Consider the following 20003-nt stretch of genomic DNA (forward strand, 5'->3'; position numbering starts at 1 on the left):
GATGACCCGTCAGGCCGACGTGCCATGGGGATGGAACGTGAAATACTGACGCAGCGCGTCGACCAGCTTGAGGAGCTCGGTGGGCACCTGGCCCTGCAGCTCGAAGCCCGAATCGTAGTGCCCCGGCGTGGCGTCTTCATGGCACCACAGGCACTGCGCCGAGAGGTCGATGAGCTTGGGCTCGCCTTCGACCGAAGGGATTTTCACCTGCAGTTCGAACACCGGCCCGACCAGCAACGGCAGCTCGCTGATCAGCATCAGCCCGACATCCGACACGTTGCCCATGTAGCCCATGGCACGACCGGTGTGACGGTTGTAGACCTTGAGGTAGTACGGCAGTTGATGCCGCTCGATCCGACGCTCGGTGTACATGATGGGCCTGCTGTAGATATCCGGCATATGTGTCGTGTTCATCCTCTGTCGTTTCGTAGCTCCACTCGTCCAGCGTAGCCCAGGCCTTCTTCAAGGCCGTTTCAGAGTACAGGAAATTTACCTCAGAATGCCGCCGGCCGTGGCTGCGCGGGCACACCCGGACGCACGTGGCCCAGTTGATCGAGTGTCTGCAGACGCGCCTGGGCGCGGTAGGCGTACTCGCTGGAGGGATAGCGGTTGATGATGTACTGGTAGGTCTGGGCGGCATCGACGTACAACTTCTGGCGCTCCAGGCACTGGCCACGCAGCATCGAGACCTCCGGTTGCACATAGGGCCGCGACCGGCTCTTGCGGTCGACCTGGGACAGTTCCAGCACGACTTTCTCGCAGTTGCCGTCGTCGTAGGCGCGATAGGCGCTGTTCAAGTGCTGGTCCATCGACCAGCGGGTGCAGCCTGACACGGCGATGGCCAGGGCAATCAATACAAGCGCGCGCATGGGATTCTCCTGCCGCAGGGGGGTATCAGGGTTTATCGACCCATTGCCGGGAATCTTCAATACCCAGGCATTGGATGCCGGTGCGTGCAAATCCTCCCGGCCAATTCCTGGACATGTTGTGCAGAGGAACGATGACTACAGCGCAATTGAGGAGTAGCCTTTGGCAGCGCTTCAATAAAGGAGTCAGTGCATGACCGTTCGCCGTACCAAAATCGTTGCCACCCTGGGCCCCGCCTCCAACTCGCCGGAAGTGATCGAACAACTGATCAAGGCTGGTCTGGATGTCGCTCGCCTGAACTTTTCCCACGGTACACCGGATGAGCACAAGGCTCGCGCCCGTCTGATCCGCGAGATCGCCGCGCGCCTGGGGCGTCACGTCGCCCTGCTCGGCGACCTGCAAGGTCCGAAGATCCGCATCGCCAAGTTCACCAACAAACGCATCGAACTGAAGGTCGGCGACCGCTTCACCTTCTCCACCAGCCATCCGCTCACCGACGGCAACCAGGAGGTCGTGGGTATCGACTACCCGGACCTGGTCAAGGATTGCGGCGTGGGCGACGAACTGTTGCTCGACGATGGCCGCGTGGTCATGCGCGTGGAAACCGCCACCGCCGACTCGCTGCACTGCTCGGTACTGATCGGCGGTCCGCTGTCCGACCACAAGGGCATCAACCGCCGCGGTGGTGGCCTGACCGCACCGGCCCTGACCGAGAAAGACAAGGCGGACATCAAGCTTGCCGCCGAGATGGACCTGGACTACCTGGCCGTGTCTTTCCCGCGTGATGCGTCGGACATGGAATACGCGCGTCAGTTGCGCGACGAGTCGGGCGGTACCGCCTGGCTGGTGGCCAAGATCGAACGCGCCGAAGCAGTCGCCGACGACGAAACCCTCGACGGCCTGATCCGCGCCAGTGACGCGGTCATGGTGGCCCGCGGCGACCTGGGAGTGGAAATCGGCGACGCCGAGCTGATCGGCATCCAGAAAAAGATCATCCAGCACGCTCGCCGCAACAACAAGGCGGTGATCGTGGCGACCCAGATGATGGAGTCGATGATCCAGAACCCGATGCCGACCCGCGCCGAAGTGTCCGACGTGGCCAACGCCGTGCTCGATTACACCGACGCCGTGATGCTTTCGGCCGAAAGCGCTGCCGGTTCCTACCCGATCGAAGCCGTGCAGGCCATGGCGCGGATCATCGTCGGCGCCGAGAAGCATCCGACCAGCAAGAAGTCCAGCCATCGCCTGTACACGCAGTTCCAGCGTTGCGACGAAAGCATCGCGCTGGCTGCGATGTACACGGCGAACCACTTCCCGGGTGTGAAGGCAATCATCGCGCTCACGGAAACCGGCTACACCTCGCTGATCATGTCGCGCCTGCGTTCTTCGGTGCCGATCTTCGCCTTCTCGCCACAGCGAGCTACCCAGGCCCGTGCCGCGATGTTCCGCGGGGTCTACCCGGTGGATTTCGATCCGGCCGTTCTGCCGCCGAGCGAGGTGAGCAAGGCTGCCATCGACAAGCTGCTCGAGATGGGCATCGTGCAACAGGGCGACTGGGTCATCCTGACCAAGGGCGACAGCTACGCACAGACGGGTGGCACGAACGGGATGAAAATCCTGCACGTGGGTGACCCGCTGGTCGACTGATAGCCGTTGGCTGCAAGACCGAAGGCCCCGGGGTTGAAACCTCGGGGCCTTTTGCATTTCTGTAGGAGCGCTCTGTGGCCCGCGAATGCGTGTTGCGACTCAGCCGCGGCCGACGAAGACATCGCTGTACAGCTGACTTCGGGGCAGGCCGGCCAGGAACAGCCTTCGGGAAAACTCTTCCACGCTGATCGGCGAGCCGCACACCAGGGCGATGGTCTGGCGCGACAGGAGGCGCAACGGCGGCGGCTCGCCTGCCGGAAACTGCTCTACCGCAAGGTTGGCATGAAGCTGGGCAAGCGCGCGCAACGGTTCATGCAGGTAGTGCTCGTTGGCCATGTGCAACAACCGGATCGGGCCGTGATGACCTTGTCGCAACGCTTCTCGCAGCACACCCCACAACGGAGCCAGACCCGTGCCGGCAGCGAACAACCACAATGGCCGAGCCTGCCATTCAGGATCGTAGTGCAAGGCTCCACCGCGCACTTCGCCCAGCTGCAGAGTATCGCCAACCTTCAGGCGACGAGCCTGGTCGATGAAAGCACCGGGGCGCCGACAGTCCAGATGAAACTCCAGAAAGTCATCGGCCTGGGCGAGGCTGGCGATGGAATAGGGCCGCGCGATTTGCACGCCGTCGGGTGCAACCGTCCACAGCAACATGTGCTGACCGGCCTGATAGCGCAGCGGGCGCTGCGCCTCTAGTCGAAGGCGCAGCACGTTTGCCGAAGGCCAGTCACAGCCGATCACATGCGCCGTCACACCGTCGCCCTGTGGATCGAAGACAGCCACCCGCAGATCCTCGACGACTTGACACTGACAGGCCAGGCGCCAGCCCTGCTCACGCTTGGTGGCATTCAACGCATCGGGCTTGCGGTCCTGTGGCTCACCGCCAACACAGCGCACCAGGCAGGCGTGGCAACTGCCGGCGCGACAGCTGAAGGGCACCTGCAAGCCGGCCTGGTTGAGGGCGTCGAGCAGGTTGCTGCCCGCCGCCACCGTCCAGCGCCTGCCACCGACGTCCAGCTCAGGCATCGGCCATGTCCCAGGCCGCCGCGCAGCGGTTGCGGCCCTCACCTTTGGCGCGATACAGCGCCTGGTCGGCACGCTGCAGCGCATCATCCAGGTCATCGCCCTGCTTGAGCATGGTCATGCCCACCGACAGACTCAGATTGGCTGCGCCCAGCCCTTGCGGATCGGCGTCGGCAAAGGCGCTGCGCAGCCGCTCGCAGCACCGCACCAGCTGGTCTGCGTCGACTTCGGGCATGAGCAGCACGAATTCTTCACCGCCGTACCGGGCCAGCACGTCGCCGTCGCGCAGGCAATCCTGGGTCAAGGCCGCGAAGGCTTGCAGCACCTGGTCACCGGCCGCATGGCCGTGGATATCGTTGATGCGTTTGAAGTGATCGAGGTCGATCAGCGCCAGGCCATGCTCGACATCGGGCTTGAGCGTGGCCAGCTCGCGCGAGGCCAGGTGCAGGAAGTGTCGACGATTGAACAAGCCTGTCAGCTCATCGGTGGCGACCAGGTCTTCAAGCTGGCGCATCATGCCCCGCAGGGTGTCCTGATGGGCCTGCAAGGCATAACGGCGTTGGCGCATGCGTTGGCGCGAGGTTTGTACATAGCTTGCATACATGCACAACCACAACAGCACCACCAGCATGGCGCAGATCTGCAGAGTGGCCAGGCCCGGGTCCGGCAGGGCCATGCGGTAGGCCTCCCACAGATTGACCCCGACGAAGGCGACGAACACCACCAGCGCACAGCGTACGAAGGCGCGACGTGGCAGGTGGAAAACGCCGAACAGCAGGATCAACACATACATCACCATGAAGGTGCCGCGTGCCACTTCCAGATTGCCGATCAACCAGGTGTGCCAGGCTACCGCCAGCAGCACCTGAAACTCGGTGAGACTGGGATCGCTGAAACGTTGATTGGCACCGCTGCGAAATACCCAATACAGCGCGCCCTGGCTGATCGCGACCAGGCAGGTGGTGCCTACCGCCGTCACCAGAGACACGCGGCAATACTGCGTCAGAACCGCCACCCACACCAGCGCCACTACCAAAGCGTAAGTGCCGGCGGCCAGTGAGAAACGCTTGATCAGTAGATGTTGCAGGGTGGACTCGGTCACTCGCAGGCTCGCTGTGCTGAATGGGAATCCCTCCCCTGATTGCACCGTAATAGTGCAAAGGCGTGATGCCATAGTAATGGCCAAGGGGTGAAATAACTATTCAAATTTGGATTGCTCGACGAAGTCTACTGGCTACCGGACCAACGGCGTATCCGCCTCGACACCACGCCAACCCGCCATTGCGGAGTGTCAGCTCGATCCAGCCGCGCTATACTGCCGCGCCTTTTTCGCGCCGACCTGCTACAAGTTGACGCACCTCGAAAGCCATGCGCCAGGCAAGACCTGACCGGCTTTTTCAACGAATGTTCCCCACAAGAGGAGCGCGCCCCATGACCGTGATCAAACAAGACGACCTGATTCAGAGCGTCGCCGACGCCCTGCAATTCATTTCCTATTACCACCCCGTGGATTTCATTCAGGCCATGCACCAGGCCTACCTGCGTGAAGAATCCCCGGCGGCGCGCGACTCCATCGCCCAGATCCTGATCAACTCGCGCATGTGCGCCACCGGCCATCGGCCGATCTGCCAGGACACCGGCATCGTCACCGTGTTCGTGCGGGTAGGCATGGATGTGCGCTGGGACGGCGCCACCATGAGCCTGGACGACATGATCAACGAGGGCGTGCGCCGCGCCTACAACCTGCCGGAGAACGTCCTGCGCGCGTCCATCCTGGCCGACCCGGCTGGCGCTCGCCGCAACACCAAGGACAACACGCCGGCCGTGATCCACTACTCCATCGTTCCCGGCAACACCGTGGAAGTGGATGTGGCCGCCAAGGGCGGTGGCTCCGAGAACAAGTCGAAGATGGCCATGCTCAACCCGTCCGACTCGATCGTCGACTGGGTCCTCAAGACCGTGCCAACCATGGGCGCCGGCTGGTGCCCGCCCGGCATGCTCGGCATCGGTATCGGCGGCACGGCCGAAAAGGCTGCGGTGATGGCCAAGGAAGTGCTGATGGAGTCCATCGACATCCATGAGCTCAAGGCACGTGGCCCACAGAACCGCATCGAGGAGATCCGCCTGGAGCTGTTCGAGAAAGTCAACCAGCTGGGCATCGGCGCCCAGGGCCTCGGCGGCCTGACCACCGTGCTCGACGTCAAGATCATGGACTACCCGACCCACGCTGCCTCCCTGCCGGTGTGCATGATCCCCAACTGCGCCGCCACTCGCCACGCCCACTTCGTGCTCGACGGCTCCGGCCCGGCTGAACTCGAAGCGCCGGACCTGGACGCTTACCCGGAAATCGTCTGGGAAGCCGGCCCGTCGGCGCGCCGGGTCAATCTCGACACGCTGACGCCCGAAGAGGTGCAAAGCTGGCAGCCCGGCGAGACCATCCTGCTCAATGGCAAGATGCTCACCGGCCGCGATGCGGCGCACAAGCGCATGGTCGAGATGCTGAACAGGGGTGAAACCCTGCCGGTCGACCTCAAGGGCCGTTTCATCTACTACGTCGGCCCGGTCGATCCGGTCCGCGAAGAAGTGGTAGGCCCTGCCGGCCCGACCACCGCCACGCGGATGGACAAGTTCACCCGGCAGATCCTCGACCAGACCGGCCTGCTGGGCATGATCGGCAAGTCCGAGCGCGGCCCAACCGCCATCGAGGCGATCAAGGACCACAAGGCCGTGTACCTGATGGCCGTGGGTGGCGCCGCCTACCTGGTGGCCCAGGCGATCAAGAAGTCGCACGTAGTGGCCTTCGAAGAACTGGGCATGGAAGCGATCTACGAGTTCGACGTCAAGGACATGCCGGTCACCGTGGCCGTCGACAGCAAGGGTGAGTCGGTCCACATCACCGGGCCAGCCATCTGGCAAGCCAGGATCGCCGAAAGCCTGGCGGTGGAAGTGCAGTAAGCGTTTTGTGCTGAACCGAGAAGCCCGGCTCTGTGCCGGGCTTTTTGCGTTCATGAGCCGGATTCAGCTGGACAGGCGACCCTAACCGCGTGGCCAGGCTTTGCCTACCTATCAGTTCTGTGGATACCCCGCTCTCGGCAGGCCCGCTAAAAAGTCGGCCTGATTACCCCCTTGAGCGAGGCACACCATGAACACACCTGAACTCCCCGACCCAGTTTTCGACGACGGCGACCACCTGCCTCCCGAGGTCGAGCTGCCCGAGCTGGCGGATCCAACACCTAACCCGCTGTTCGACAACCTGGTTCCGCTCACTCCGGAAAACCGCCTGCTGGGCAGAATGAGCTTCGCCGACGCGATGCCGGAAATGGGCATGAGCTCGGTGTTCGACATCATTCGCCAACCCAAGGCCGAATTCACCCGTCAGCTACGCACCCTCAGCGATGCCGATGGCGAGCTGGCCTACGACAATGCCCTGTGCTACGCCACCCAGATCGCCCGTTCCTATCGTGAAGACATCGTGTCCTCAGGCCGCAACCTGCCACTGATCGCTCCGCAGACCGGCGTGCGTGCACTGGTCGACATCGGCCCGAGCTACCCCAACCTGTTCAAGGAAAACTGGGACCAGTTCTGCAAGGTCGGCGCCATCGAAGCCATGGACGGCCCCGTGGCCTACCTGGGCTCGTTGCGCCGCTTTGCCGAGCAGAAGATCGAAGGCGCGTCCACGTCGCCACTGCGGATACCGCTGGCGGTGCGCCGGCCGGACCTGGACAGCCTGGTGATCGACGAGCAGAGCACCTATCAGAGCCGCCCGATGCTGGACCTGGTGAACACGGTGCTCACCCAGGGCATCGAGAAGTACCAGGTAGAAAAAGAAGACCCACGGCCGGTGCATCAACTGCTGGCCGAGAAGAAACACCCGTTCGTCTTTCCCTATCACTTTGCCCATCAGCAGGTGAGTTTGGCGCTGGAAGGTGACAAGCCAGTACTGGGTGCGCTGAACCTGGCGCTGAGGACGGGTCTGCAAGCATCCGCCCATCCTGTGGATCAACGTAACGCCTTGGCGCTGTTGTCCGGTTTGAGCCCTGCGCAGCAACATCTGTTAATGGCCGAAAGGCGCTTTCCAGCCTTCAACTTGTCGCTGCAAGGCCCTAGCTGGTACACACCAATCATTTCAAACATCCACCTGTGGGACAGCAACACCACTCATATCGAGATACCTGAGCAAGAGTCGGTCATAAGCGTTTTACACACTGACAGCGATACGCTGATAGAAATGCGCCTGATCAACAATGGCCGATCCCAGACAGTCAAACTGCGTGGTCGAGTGCTTCAGGAAGGTGCTGGCGGCAGTTGGAAAATGAGCCATCAGCATGCGGATGGTAACTTGGGCATTTGTTTTGTTCTCTATTACAAAGCCGAAGATAATCCCGGAGTGGAGTTGGCACTTCACTATGATGCCCCCTTGGTATTGAACGTCATGGTGACTGTTGCCGGCCAATCGCGCATCGGTCGCCAGATGGTGTTCGATGTCAGTACGCTTGGCGATCCTGTTCTGGGCCGTGATTTGAACGTTGCCGAGCGCGACTATCTCCAGGCCCACCTGGCAATTGACCAACGTAACCTCGGCGAGTCGCTGTTGAACCGGGCCAAGGTCTTCTGCGACAAAACCGGCGTCGATGCCCAACAGCTGACGGCACTGCTCTCGCAAAAAGACCATAGCCCTCACGTCTCGCCCAATTGCCCCATCCGCAACAAGACCGGTGCCAGCAATCCGTTGCGACGCTCGCCTACACCGATGAACTATGGCGCTGTTTTCATCAACGGCAACGGGGCCATTGATCGCTTCAAACCCCGCGACAACAGCTATCAGTACAACAACGCTGTTTCCCTTGTGGAAGAAACGCTGGGCAGCGAGCGTACTGTCTATCTGGCCTATACCTCACTGGATAGGTTCGACCGAATGCAGCGCATGATCCGCCTGCAACGTTGGACCAAACTGCCATTCGCCGAGTTGGATACCCTGATCGTCTCGGCCATGCGCGCGGAAGGCGATGCCAACCCTGACTTGACCCTCAATCCTAATACGTTGCGTATGCTGGGCGCTTATCGCTATCTCAATGGCCGCCATGGCATTGGCGCTGAAGAGTTCGCCGCGTTCGTTCATGATGTGTCTGCGTTCGCCAGCGGCACCCGCACACCGCTGTTCGACCAGGTATTCAACAACCCGGTACTGTTCGGCACACCCCTGGTTCTGGACCACGGCTCATTCAGCCACACCAGTGACGACCCTGCCCACCAAGCCACTGTCAATCAGCTGTGCGCAGGGCTTGGCTTGACACCTGAGGCATTCGCCGCGGTCGCGCTTCAGACCATCGAGCATGTCGGTCCTCTCAACCGCTCACTGCTCACGGTGTCGGCTTTGTACCGACTGACCCGAATCGCACGCCTGTTCAGGCTCGAGGTAGAAGACTGTCTTTACCTGATCGAGTGCCTGGGCGGCCGCACCTACCTGCGCCATTGCACTGTGGGCACGCTCCTGCAAGGTAATGAAACGCAAACGGACGTGCTGGATATCCTCATTCATCTGGATGGCGTGGTCGACTGGTTGGGGCGCCACAAGTTGAGCGTTGCCAAGATGAGGACGCTACTTGCGGTGGATGCCGAGGCCAGCCCGACCACAGGCGTGCTCGAACGTCTGCAACAGCTGGCAAGCGACGGTCGCAGCACTGCCGTGACACCGGTGGCAGTGGCCGCCTTGGCTTTGCCCGGCAAGGCCACAGGGGCGACCATCGACTGGTTCAGCGAACTGGGCAAGGGCGCCAACGCGCTCATCGACAGTGCAGGGTTGATCAAGCCACCGAACGCAAACGTGGCAGGCAGTGATCACGCGCAACTGGCCGCGCAGGTCCGCGCCTTGATCGCAACCCTGGGTCTGGGGAGTGACGACGTGGCTGCCGCTGAAACCCGGCTTACTGCTTTCTTGCTCGACGCCTGGGCCCGCCAACAGCGCTTGGTCGAAGGCCTGCTGCAGGAACACACCACGCTCCTGCCGGAATTGGCGGTGTGGGTCGCCCACTGCGCCGATGTTTCACCTTACCGCCTGCTCGAGCGCACCCTCCAGGCCTGGCCGATGGACGCCGAGCCCGATGCCGCCAAAGTGAGTGCGGTTCTGGCCGACCTGCGCCAGATCGACACCTGCGCACGCGCTGTCAGCTGGGCCAAGGTTGGCACCGCCGCGTTGCGCACCTTCGTCGTCAACCCGGCGTGGCTGGGGTGCGAAAGCCTGTGGCCGTTGTCCTTGAACACCCTGCACCTGCTCAAGGCCTACGACAGCCTGTTCAACACCTTGGGGCAGCCGGAAGAGCGCCTGCTCGGTTACGTGCAGCAGGCCAATGCATTGGTATCCAGACGGCCCGGCAAACGCCAACTGGCGGTCCAGTCGCAAACCTGCAATGCCGCACTGGCGAGCTTGCTGGGCTGGAGCGAAAGCGAGGTGGCGGTGCTCACCGCGCTGCTGCCTCAGCAAACCGCCAAGAGCGTTGCCCATATCGACTGGGTGCGCCGCGCACAGGCCCTTTCGCTGGAAACCGGCCTCAACGCCGCGACCCTGCTCAAAGCCTGCTCCCTGCATGCCGACAGCCCCGAAGCTGACTGGCAAGCGGTGGGCCAGGCGGCCATGGCGGCTGTAAACCGCTGATTCACTGGGTGTCCAGGCCGGCCCCTTCGCGGGCAGAGGGCTCAGCCCGCGAAGGGGTCAGCACTGGCGCCCCTCCATTACTCATCCAAAGGAATACCTGCATGACCATCGCAGCCACACTCAACGAAAGCTTTCGCGACGCCCTCGTCGCCTACTACCTGGGCGAAGTCGTGCCCAACGACGCCACTCTGGCCGACCTTGGCCTGGCCAATAAACTGAAAACCGAAAACGACCTGTACGAATACCTGCTGCTGGACACCCAGGTCACCCAGGCCGTGGAAACCAGCCCCGTAGCCAGTGCCATCGCCAGTCTGCAGCAGTACATCAACGGCGCGCTGCTGGGCATGGAGCCGGGTTACAACGACGTACGCTTCAGCGAAGCGCTGCTCGGCGAATGGCGCGACCAGCGTAGTCAGTACCCACTGTGGGCGGCCAACCAACAGTTGGCCTGGTACCCCTCGCTGTACATCGACCCCTCGCTGCGGATGAAGAAATCCAGCTATTTCCAGCAGCTCGAGAACGACATCAATCAGAACCGCATCAGTTTGGACACTACTCAGGAGGCGGTGCAGAACTACTTGGCCAGCTTCGAGGAAGTGGCCAATCTGAGCATCATCAACGGTTACATCGCCGGCACCGACTTCAAGGAGTCCACCTACTACTTCATCGGCAAGTCCCGCGCCGAGGGCGCCTACTACTGGCGCTCGGTGAACATGGCCGAACGTACCTACGTCAGTGGTACTCAAGGGCCGAAGGTGGACAATCCGAACCCAGGGGCTTGGTCGGACTGGAAACGGGCCAACCTGCCCATCTCCGATACTGCCATCGAACACACCATTCGCCCGGTTTACTTCAATAACCGGTTGTTCGTGGTGTGGGTTGAGTACGTTGAAAGTGTAGAGCCCGGCGGCAGCGGTGACCTTGAGGCCACGCCGCCCGAAGATGGCAAGTATCCCCATCGCTCATTAACCAGCAGCAAACCAAAAATGTCGGCGAAGCTGCGCCTGAACCTCACCTACAAGAAATACGATGACAGTTGGAGCGCACCGCAGTGCTACATGGATGTTGACGTTGACCCGGGATCAGCCGCTATGCTGGACGTACACACAGTTGCGGTAGTGGATAAGTCGACAAATCCTGAAGGCCTATTGATGCTGATGCACAAAGGTTATTCGACCGGCGCAAACAACGACGGTACCCGCGACACCTACAAGTGCCTGAAGAGTCTGAAGCTAGACAAAAACTTCGTGACCACGGCGCTATTTCCTGAGCGCGGGATGGTTGATGACGACACCTCCGACACCGGCATCTACAGGTTGATGGTACTGCGAGCGGGACGATTGTTCGCCAACGCCAATGCCGGGCGTTTTCAGTTTCCGGTAACAGCGGGCGTCATATCCATCAAGTCTGTAAGCACCACTTCCCCCCATCCCAATAGTTCTGAAGTTCAAGGCTGGAACTATCTTGGGTGGCAGGACAGGGTGGGGAATAGTTCGGTAAACCGCCAGGTGACGTTCAACGCCACGACCAACAGGCTCAGCTTTTCATCACACGTGGCCACCGCGTTCACATCCGAACAAGAGTTCAATATCGAGTGTACAAACACTGGCTTTAGTTTATCGTTGATCGGACTCAAACCGACAGATGCAACGAGCGACATTATCCTGGACGCAAGGTCCACATTTCGAGCTACATATGACGCTTTCAAGCAGAATTTCGATTACACATTTTACAAAAGTCGTGAGGGTACATTTACTCCATTCCTGAAAAATAGTACAGGCTCAAACCTGACGCTGAACGCTTCGTCCGGTACCGCCAGCCTAGCAGGCAAGCGGTTGACGCGGGCAGCCTTTGACCGCCTCACCGGTTCAGATCCAGCCATTCCACCAGGGCTCGGCCTGACTATCACGCATACGAGCAGTGGCGTTTTTTTCCATCAGGGTCTTCTCAACGCTTTACCCAACACCCTCACTCAGAACTATCAGCAATTTCTCGCCCGAGCAACGTCGGTTACTACGCCAACACCGCCCAGCATGACGCAAAAGACTAATCTGAAAGTTGCGCCGACAGCGACTTCCGAGTTGTTACCCGGCCAGCATAACCAGAGCATCGATATCGCCATCAATCCGGAGACACTGCGGCCTGATTGGTCAGCCAACTTCCCGGACACAACCTTCACCGTCATTCACGGCGTCTATGTAACCCAGCGTGGTGTTGGCGTTACCAGAAGCCTGGGGCACTGCTGCAAAGCTACAAAAATCGAACTTCAGGCGATTGGTTCCGGAGACAGCCTGCGCGCTCCAAAGATTTCTCGGCATACCAACCCAACGTTGGGCACCGTTGAGTACATAGACTTCGCCAACTCAACAATTGCCAAGAACGACAACAACAACGCCAACCGACAACCCATCCGCATGAACACCCTGTTCGCCCGCAACCTGATCGAGCGCGCCAACGTTGCCTTGGAAAACCTGTTGTCCTGGGAAACCCAATGCCTGCCCGAGCCTGGGCTAGGCAACGGCTCGGCAGACCCCTTCATGGACTTCAAAGGCGCCAACGGCCTGTACTTCTGGGAGCTGTTCTTCCACCTGCCGTTCCTTATCAGCCACCGCCTGAACACCGAGCAACAGTTCAGCGAAGCCGAGCACTGGCTCAGCTTCATCTTCGACCCGAGCCGACGCGCCGACAGCAGCGGCCGTCCCGACTACTGGAACGTGCGCCCGCTAGTGGACGACCTGAGCCGCGAGCGTGCCACCCGCGCGCCGATCGATCCGGACGGCATCGCCAGCGACAACCCGGTGCACTACCGCAAGGCGGTGTACAGCCACTTCGTTCGCAACCTGCTGGACCGCGGCGATGCGGCGTATCGCCAGTTGACGCCGGATGCGTTGAACGAAGCCAAGCTTTGGTATGTGCGCGTGCTGGACCTGTTGGGCCCGCGTCCGGACAAGCGCCTGGTCAGCGGCTGGAAGCCGCTGACGCTGAAAAAGCTGTCGGATTCGGTCAGTGGCGGGCTGCGCGCGTTCGAGCAACGTCTGATCGAGCAGGAGCGCCTGGTCGCCGAAAGTGCCGCCGAGAACGACGGTCGGTCACTCATCATCTTCCAGCAGCCGCCGCTGGCGCTCATGCCTTTTGCGGTCGACCCTTCGCTGGCCGAACTCGACAGCCCACATTTCCGCGTGGCCCTGAACCGCGAACTGGTGCAGAACTGGGACACCGCCGAAGCGCGGCTGCGCAACCTGCGGCATAACCGCACCCTGGACGGCAAGCCGCTGCAGTTGCCACTGTTCGCCGCACCGCTGGATCCACGCGCGCTGATGTCGGCGTTCGGCTCCGCAGCCGCCGGGGGCGGTAGCGGTCGGTTGCTCGGCCAGGAAATCCCGCACTACCGTTTCAGCGTCATGCACAACCGTGCCAGCGCTGCGGTAGAAAACCTGATCCAGTTCGGCAGCACCCTGCTCTCGTTGCTAGAACGCAAGGACAACGCTCAACTGCAGGAAATGCAACAGCAGCAAGCCTGGGACATGGCCAAGCAGGCCATCGTCCTGCAGCAGCTGGTTCAGGGTGTGGAGGCCGAAGGCCGCAAGGCGCTGTTGGCCAGTCGTGCAATCGCTGAAAACCGCTTGAGCCATTACGCCACCCTGGCTTCTGAAGTCGTGAGCGCCGGCGAAGTATCTGCCGGCGCCTTGCACCTGCAAGGTCGAGTCGCCGAAGGGGTGGGTTTCGTCTCCCAGGCCATCGGCGAGGGCCTCAAGGTAGCGCCCAACCAGGTCGGTGCAGTGGGCGGCGTAATCGCCGGCATGGCCGGTGGCGCAATCGTCGGCGCCACCACTGGCGGCTGGCGCCTGGAAGGCGTCACCGGTATTGCCACCGCCGTGGCGCAGGGCATGGCCACCGCGTTCCATGGTGCAGCCGAAGCACTGGACCGCACCGAGCAATACCGTCGTCGCCATCAGGAGTGGATGCACGCCGAAGAACAGGCCAAACGCGAGATCGAGCAGATCGATGCGCAGCTGGCGGTGCACGACGAGCAGGCCAAGGTCACCGCCGAGCAGTTGCGGCAGACCGAACTGATGGTCGATCAAGCGGCCACCACCTATCAGTTCCTCAACAAACGCTTCACCAATGCCCAGCTCTACCAATGGCTCAACGGTCAGTTCGCCACGTTTTACTACCAGGCCTACGACACCACGTTGTCGCTGTGCCTGGCCGCCGAAGCGTGCTGGCAGTACGAGATCGCCGACTTGAAGACCCGCTTCGTTCAGCCAGGTGCCTGGAAGGACAGCTACCGCGGCCTTACCGCCGGTGAGTCGCTCAAGCTCAACCTGATGAAGATGGAAGCGGCCTATCTGCAACGCAATGCGCGCTCGCTGGAGATCACCAAGACCGTGTCGGTGCGCCGTCTGCAGGAAACCGAGGCCAAGCCGTGGGCGACCATCGTCGAGGACCTGGGCAAGACCGGTGGGCTGGAAATCAAGCTGGAACAGGGCCTCTTCGACAACGACTACCCCGGCCAGTACCTGCGCCGCATCAAGCGCGTCAGCGTGACCTTGCCAGCGGTGCTGGGCCCTTACGAGGACCTGGCGGCCGTGCTTACGCAAACCTACAGCAAGGTGGAAATGGCCGACACGGTGGGTGCCAACGTCTGGGAAAACATGCGCGCCAGCCAACAGATCGCCCTGTCCAGCGGTGTCGACGACGACGGCATGTTCACCCTGAACTTCGACGACGAGCGCTACCTGCCGTTCGAGGGCACAGGGGCGGTGTCGACCTGGAACCTGCGTTTCACCCGCTCCACGCCCGAGCTGTTGGCGGCGTTGAGCGATGTGATCGTGCGGGTTAGCTACACGGCGAAGTCGGCGTAGTTCGGGCGGTCGCTTTCGCGGGCAGAAGGCTCGCAAACAAGGCGACTCATCATTCAAAGGACCGGGCCACGCGCTCGGTCTCTATCCCATCTTCAGTGATACCTACTCATGAATACACACCACGACACTCCACTGGCGATCAACACGCCTTCACTTCCCAAAGGCGGCGGCGCCATCCAGAGCATCGGCAAGGGCTGGGGCTCGGTGGGCGCCAGCGGCGCTGCCTCGTTCAGCATCGCGCTGCCACTCTCACCTGGCCGCGGCGCCACCCCACAACTGGGCTTGAGCTACAGCAGCGGCGCCGGTAACGGCCCCTGCGGCATGGGCTGGGGGCTGAGCCGCCAGAGCATCGCCCGGCGCACGCAAAAAGGCGTACCGGCGTACACCGTCGACGACGAAATGGTCGGCCCGGGCGGCGATGTCCTGCTGCCACAGCGCGACGCCCAAGGCGTCATCGTCAGCACCACCGTCCATACCTTTCGCGGCCAGGCGCTGGGGGCCAGTTACCGAGTGACTCGCCACTGCCCCAGAGTGGAAGGCAGCTTCGCGCGTATCGAGCATTGGCAGCTGGACGATGCCGACGCCGGGTTCTGGCTGGTCCATGGCAGCGATGGCGGCCTGCACCTGTACGGCAAGCGCGCCAGTGCGCGCGTCTTCCCAGCCCACGCGCCGAAGCAGGTGGGCGAATGGCTGCTGGAGGAATCGGTAACGCCCACCGGCGATCACGTCGTCTACGAGTACCGCGCCGAAGACGGCGTTGGCCTGGCTGAAGGCGATGAACGCGACCACAGCGCCCAGCGTTACCTGAGCCGTGTGCGCTATGGCAACTTCACCGCCCATGCACCGCTGTATTTGTGGGATGAAGCGAGCCTGCCCGAGCATTGGCATTTCGACCTGGTGCTGGACTATGGCGAACGCGCCATCGAGCAGGGCAGCGTACCGACCTACGCCGCCAGCCAGCCCTGGCCGCTGCGGCCCGACCCCATCGCCAACTTTGCCTACGGTTTCGAACTGCGCAGCTTGCGGCGGTGCCATCAGGTGCTGATGTTCCATCGGTTCGACGAACTGGGCAGCGTGCCCGTGCTGGTCAACCGCTTGTGGCTGGAATATCGCCAGTGTCACGGTTACAGCCTGCTCACGGCCGCCATCGCTCAGGCCTGTGAAGGCACCGAGATGGTCGAACAGCCGCCGCTGGAATTTCGCTACGAGCATTTCCGCTTCGAAGACGCGCGTTACCGCGGGTTCGAAGCGATGCCGGGCCTCGACGATGGCCAGACCTATCAGTTGGTTGACCTGTATGGCGAGGGCCTGCCCGGCGTGCTTTACCGCCAGGACGACAGTTGGCGCTACCGCGAACCGGTGCGCGGCGATGACTCGGCCGACCCAGATGCCGTGGCCTACGCACCTTGGCAGCAATTGCCCAGGCAACCGGTCGCGGACGCGCGCAAGCCCGCTCGCCAGTTCCTCAGCGACCTGACCGGCGACGGCCGTCTGGATTGGATCGTCGCCCAGCCCGGGTACAGCGGTTTCTTCACCTTGGGCAACGATCGAGCGTGGTCCGGTTTCCACCCGTTCGATGCCTTTCCACTGGAGTTCTTCAGCGCCGAGGGGCAAATGACCGACCTTGTCGGCGATGGCCTGCGTGATTTCGCGATGATCGGCAGCCGCAGCGTGCGGCTGTACCCCAGCGCGCGCGACAAAGGTTTCGCCCTGCCCCGTGACGTTGCCCACGCCGACGACGCGCTGCCATTGGCCAGCAACAGCCAGCATGAGTTGGTGGCGTTCAGCGACGTGCTGGGCAGTGGCCAGCAGCACTTGATCCGCATCCGCCATGACGAGCTGCGCTGCTGGCCGAACCTGGGCCGCGGCATGTTCGGCAAAAGCTTCAAGATGGCCAGCCTGCCGTTTGCCTTCGGTGAGTTCGATGCGTCGCGGGTACGTCTGGCTGACCTGGATGGCTCCGGCGCCGCCGACCTGATCTACCTGAGCAGCGAGCATGCGCAGGTGTTCCTGAACCAGAGCGGCAATGGCTTTGCCGAACCGGTGCTGCAGGCCTGGCCCCAGGGCCTGCGCTACGACAACAGCTGGCAGGTCAGTGTTGCCGACCTGCAAGGGCTGGGCTGTTCGAGCCTGGTGCTCAGCGTACCGCACTTGCCGGGACAGCATTGGCAGCTGGACTTCAATTCAGGTCGCAAGCCCTACCTGCTGGTGGGGTCGAACAACAACATGGGCGCCGACACCCAGGCCTGCTACCGCAGTTCGGCTCAGGAATGGCTGGATGAAAAAGCCGAACAGCTGGCCGCAGGGCTCACACCGGTTGCCGAACTGCCGTTTCCGGTGCACGTGGTGGTGGGCCAGACCCAGCACGACGAGATCACCGGCAATACCTTGAGCCAGCGCGTGCAGTATCGCCGAGGTCATTACGATGGCCGCGAGCGCGAGATGCGTGGCTTCGGCCTGGTGATCGCCACGGACTCCGAAGCGCCGTCGGCGAGTGCCGAGCCAACCTCGCCAGTGCTGCTGACCAAGACCTGGTACCACACCGGCCGAGCAGTGGATGAAGTCCTGCATGGCACCGTCGAGCATGATCCGCAGGCACGGACACTGGGCCCGATTCTGCTGCTGCGCCACGATGCCCAGACCGGCAATGACAGCATCGTCACCGAGCAGGACGAAGGCTTGCGCCACGACATGGCCTGTGCGCTCAGTGGTCAGGTGCTGCGCACCGAAGTGTTCGGCCTGGACGGTCAAGCCTGCGCGGCGGTGCCTTATTCGGTGCAGGTACAGCGCCCTGCCCTGCGCCTGCTGCAACCGCGCAGCGCGCGGCAGCGTTACGCCACCCTGCTGCCCATGACCCTGGAAACCCTGAGCTACCAGTACGAGCGCATCGCCGACGACCCGCAATGCAGCCACAGCGTGCAATTGCGCGCCGATGCTTTCGGTACAGTGACCCACGCAGTCAGCATCGCCTATGCCCGGCGCAAGCACGAGATCGACGCCCCACCCTACAGCGACGAACACGAGCAGACCTGGTGGCGAGATGCGTTCGACCCGGCCCAGCATCGCTATTACTTCAGCGAAAGCCGTACCCAAGCCATCCATCTGGCCGATGACCCACAGTACTGGCGCTTGCACCTGCCCTACCGTGCACGGGGCAACGCCTGGTCGCTGCCCAAGGCCGACGTGACACTGGACCAGCTCGGCTACGAAGCGCTGTTGCGTGACGATGGGCTGTTGGGCAACACCGCGCCCAGGACCCTGACCGCCTTGAGCATGCAACGCTATCAAGGGTGCAGCGACGGCAGCGCCAGTTTCCTCGCCCTGGCCGACTTCGCCGAGGCGGCCGAGCTGGATGAAGCAGCGCTGCAAGCCTATGCAGAGGTATTGGAGCCGCAAGCGCTGGACGCCAAGCTGGTGGAACTGGGCTATCGACGCATGCCGGCATTCCTGCCCGAAGAGCCGGACCGCGTGCTGTGGTCGGTGCGCCAGGGGTATGCCACCTACGGCGACGCCCAGGCGTTCTACAAGGTCCAGGCCTACCGGCAGAGTCCCGCGATGGGTGAAACACGCGTGCAGTACGATGCCTACCAGTTGCTGCCAGTGAAGGTAATCGCCGCCGATGGCTGCACTACCCAGGCACGGTATGACTACCGGCACTTGCAGCCGGTGGACGTGGTCGACCCCAACGACAATCGCCAGCAAGCCAGCTATGACGCCTTCGGACGCTTGTCGCTGAGCAGCTTCTTCGGCACCGAGATGGGCGAGCCGGTGGGCTTTGCACCGTTGCAGGGCCAGACCATGGCCGGCAGTATTGCCGAAGCGATTGCCGACGACGCCGCTGGCCTGGGTGACTGGGCCATGGCCTATATCCATGAAGGCGATGCCTGGATGGGCGAGGTGCCCGCTGTTGGTGTGACCGACAGCTACGCGCTGGGCGAGCAGGTGATGGCCGGTCGCGTGACCCTGAGTGGGCAGCTGCGTGCCTCGGCTCGCAAGGGATGGCAGCAGGGCCTGTTGGCCGACGCGGTCGCCGAGACTCTGGCGCCACTGGCCAGCTATCCTCGCCAGCCGGTTCGCGTGGCGGCGTTCCAGGCCGATCGCTACCCCGGCGACCCCGAGCGCCAGGTACGCATGAGCATCGAGAGCTTCGACGGCTTCGGGCGCAACCTGCAAAGCAAGCAGCGGGTCGAGCCCGGCATGGCCCACCAGGTGGACGGTGACGGCATGCTGCTGGCCGAGGATGCCCATGCCGATCCACGCTGGCGGGTCAGCCAGCGCGTGGAGTACGACACCAAGGGACAGGTGATTCGTGTGTACCGTCCGTACTTCGCCAACAGTGATCGCTATATCGATGACGCCAGCCATCGCGATGCCGAGCACAGCTACCATGACCTGCAGCGCTATGACGCTCTGGGACGGCCGACGGAGACCTGGACTGCAGCCGGCTGGTTGCGCCGCCAGCGCCATACCCCTTGGTACAGCATCAGCGAAGACGAGAACGACACGGCCGAGGAGGTGCTGGCGATGCGCGCTGCCGAGGCTTGATCCCTGCCGCCGCTAGCCCGGCGGACACTGCTCGCAGGGCGGCATGTCGCCGCCCTGTCGAGCCATGAAGTGACAGCGTCGCTTGCCAAGCCCGGTGAGCGTCAGTTGTCTAGTGGGCCTGTGGCGAGGTTCACCAAAAGTCTGGGGACAAACGGTCATTTGCCTCCAGTCCAGACACGGCGCGGGCTAGCGCCGTCACCCACACAATACCCACATGTTATCCACAGTCTGGCACCTTGCAATGACCCCCAGACCGCATTATCTTGTATCCCCGGCGCGCAAAACCACTACATGTAGGGTTTCGCCTGAAAAACCAAGCACAAGTCAAAGCAAGAACTCAAGCCCTTGCAGCGTGCTTTCCCCGAGTTTTTTCGCCCACGAATTCTCCGCCTGCCGCTACC

Annotated in this window: 9 protein-coding genes; 5 read left to right on the top strand and 4 right to left on the bottom strand. The window is 62.3% G+C overall.

Features of this window, described 5'->3' with window-relative positions:
* Positions 1 to 9 precede the first annotated feature (9 nt).
* Both IFT80_RS05735 and IFT80_RS05740 read right to left on the bottom strand, forming a co-directional pair.
* Entirely contained in the window at positions 10 to 372 is a 363-nt protein-coding gene (locus IFT80_RS05735) for a PilZ domain-containing protein (RefSeq protein ID WP_192137123.1), read from the bottom strand.
* A gap of 122 nt (positions 373 to 494) precedes the next feature.
* On the bottom strand, positions 495 to 869 hold the full coding sequence (locus IFT80_RS05740) for a tetratricopeptide repeat protein (RefSeq protein ID WP_056843377.1): 375 nt from the start codon (positions 867 to 869) through the stop codon (positions 495 to 497).
* Between the two features lie 190 nt (positions 870 to 1059).
* Here IFT80_RS05740 and pyk point away from each other — a divergent pair, with 190 nt between their 5' ends.
* On the top strand, positions 1060 to 2514 hold the full coding sequence (gene pyk / locus IFT80_RS05745) for a pyruvate kinase (protein ID WP_122479344.1): 1455 nt from the start codon (positions 1060 to 1062) through the stop codon (positions 2512 to 2514).
* A 99-nt stretch (positions 2515 to 2613) separates the two neighbouring features.
* Here the strand turns inward: pyk and IFT80_RS05750 are convergent, their stop codons facing one another.
* Together IFT80_RS05750 and IFT80_RS05755 are read right to left on the bottom strand one after the other, a co-directional pair.
* Positions 2614 to 3543, bottom strand: coding sequence for an iron-sulfur-binding ferredoxin reductase (locus IFT80_RS05750; RefSeq protein WP_192136956.1), 930 nt, complete (start codon positions 3541 to 3543; stop codon positions 2614 to 2616).
* Positions 3536 to 4642, bottom strand: a complete 1107-nt coding sequence (locus IFT80_RS05755; RefSeq protein WP_192136957.1) for a diguanylate cyclase domain-containing protein — start codon at positions 4640 to 4642, stop codon at positions 3536 to 3538. The genes IFT80_RS05750 and IFT80_RS05755 overlap by 8 nt, the downstream gene beginning before the upstream one ends.
* Before the next feature lie 329 nt (positions 4643 to 4971).
* Here IFT80_RS05755 and IFT80_RS05760 point away from each other — a divergent pair, with 329 nt between their 5' ends.
* From IFT80_RS05760 to IFT80_RS05775, 4 genes are all read left to right on the top strand, one after another.
* Complete coding sequence (locus IFT80_RS05760; protein ID WP_192103926.1) at positions 4972 to 6495, top strand: fumarate hydratase; 1524 nt, start codon at positions 4972 to 4974, stop codon at positions 6493 to 6495.
* 187 nt (positions 6496 to 6682) lie between these two features.
* The gene (locus IFT80_RS05765) at positions 6683 to 10192 is read left to right on the top strand and encodes a Tc toxin subunit A (RefSeq protein ID WP_192136958.1); all 3510 of its coding nucleotides are present in this window, start codon (positions 6683 to 6685) and stop codon (positions 10190 to 10192) included.
* 101 nt (positions 10193 to 10293) lie between these two features.
* Positions 10294 to 15057: a Tc toxin subunit A-related protein gene (locus IFT80_RS05770; RefSeq protein WP_192136959.1), complete on the top strand. Its 4764-nt coding sequence runs from the start codon at positions 10294 to 10296 to the stop codon at positions 15055 to 15057.
* Positions 15058 to 15165: 108 nt separating this feature from the next.
* Positions 15166 to 19602 carry a SpvB/TcaC N-terminal domain-containing protein gene (locus tag IFT80_RS05775; protein WP_192136960.1) on the top strand — a complete coding sequence of 1479 codons (4437 nt, stop codon included), beginning with the start codon at positions 15166 to 15168 and terminating at the stop codon, positions 19600 to 19602.
* Positions 19603 to 20003 lie beyond the last annotated feature (401 nt).

The organism is Pseudomonas sp. CFBP 8771, from assembly GCF_014841695.1.
Lineage (GTDB): Bacteria > Pseudomonadota > Gammaproteobacteria > Pseudomonadales > Pseudomonadaceae > Aquipseudomonas > Aquipseudomonas baltica.